Raw genomic sequence first — 1,186 nt, 5'->3', positions numbered from 1 at the left:
GCTGGCCAGCGGCGCGCGCCTCCTGCGCGCGGGCCTGTGCGACGCGGTGCTCGTCGGCGGCGTGGACGCGCTGTGCGGCATGACGGTGGCCGGCTTCACCGCCCTGGACTCCGTGGACGCGGCGCGCTGCCGCCCGATGAGCGCGACCCGCGCCGGCATCAACATCGGCGAGGGCGCGGCGCTGTTCGTGCTCAGCCGCGAACCGTCGCCGGTGCGCCTCTCCGGCTACGGGGAGAGTTCCGACGCCCATCACATCTCGGCGCCGGAACCCGGCGGTCGAGGCGCGCTGGCGGCCATGCGCGAGGCGCTGGCCCGTGCCGGCCTGACGCCCGCGGACATCGGCTACCTGAACCTGCACGGCACCGCCACGCCGCAGAACGACGCGATGGAGAGCCGGGCCGTGGCGGAGCTGTTCGGCCTGGCGCTGCCGTGTTCCTCGACCAAGCCGCTGACCGGCCATGCGCTGGGCGCGGCCGGCGCCATCGAGGCGGCGATCGCGTGGCTGACCGTGGCCGGTGACGGTCGGCTGCCGGTGCATCATTTCGACGGCGTGCGCGATGCCGCGCTGCCGGCCATCGCCTTGGTCGCGCCGCACCAGCGCCTGCCCGGCGCGCCGCGCCACGTGATGAGCAATTCCTTCGCCTTCGGCGGCAACAATGCGTCGCTGGTGCTGAGCCATGACTGATTCCCTGCCTCCCATTGCCGACCTCATGCCCCACGAGGGGCCGATGTGCCTGCTCGACCGCCTGGTCGAGGCCCAGGACGAACGCCTGGTGGCCGAAGTCCTGGTCCCCGCCGACGCATCTTCAGCCGCGACGGCGCGGTGGGCGCCTGGGTGGGCGTCGAATACATGGCGCAGGCGGTGGCCGCCTGGGCCGGGTGGCAGGGGCGGCAGCAGGGCAAGCCGCCGCGCATTGGTTTCCTGCTGGGCACGCGCCGCTACCGCAGCGTGGCGCGCTTCAGCGCGGGGCAGCGGCTGCGCGTCGAGATCCAGCGCAGCTACCAGGCCGACAACGGCATCGGGCAGTTCGACTGCAGCATCCGTTGCGGCGAGGCCGAGTTGGCCAGCGCGCAGATCACGGTTTTCGGGCCGGAGGATCCAAGTGAGTTCTTGAAGGGAGAGACGCCGTGAGCACAGTGCTCGTTACCGGATCGAGCCGGGGTATCGGCCGCGCCATCGCGCTGC

2 protein-coding genes are annotated in these 1,186 nt (G+C 72.8%); both read left to right on the top strand.

The window, feature by feature from the left end; genetic code table 11:
- On the top strand, positions 1-685 hold a 685-nt coding region (locus tag FUT87_RS22910), incomplete at its 5' end, for a beta-ketoacyl synthase N-terminal-like domain-containing protein (protein WP_310735308.1).
- A gap of 138 nt (positions 686-823) precedes the next feature.
- Positions 824-1,132 carry a hypothetical protein gene (locus FUT87_RS22905; RefSeq protein ID WP_310735307.1) on the top strand — a complete coding sequence of 103 codons (309 nt, stop codon included), beginning with the start codon at positions 824-826 and terminating at the stop codon, positions 1,130-1,132.
- Positions 1,133-1,186 lie beyond the last annotated feature (54 nt).

It is taken from the genome of Mitsuaria sp. TWR114 (genome assembly GCF_007997345.1).
The sequence above is the reverse complement of the archived record's forward strand: the minus strand, read 5'-3'. Positions and strand labels throughout refer to the sequence as shown.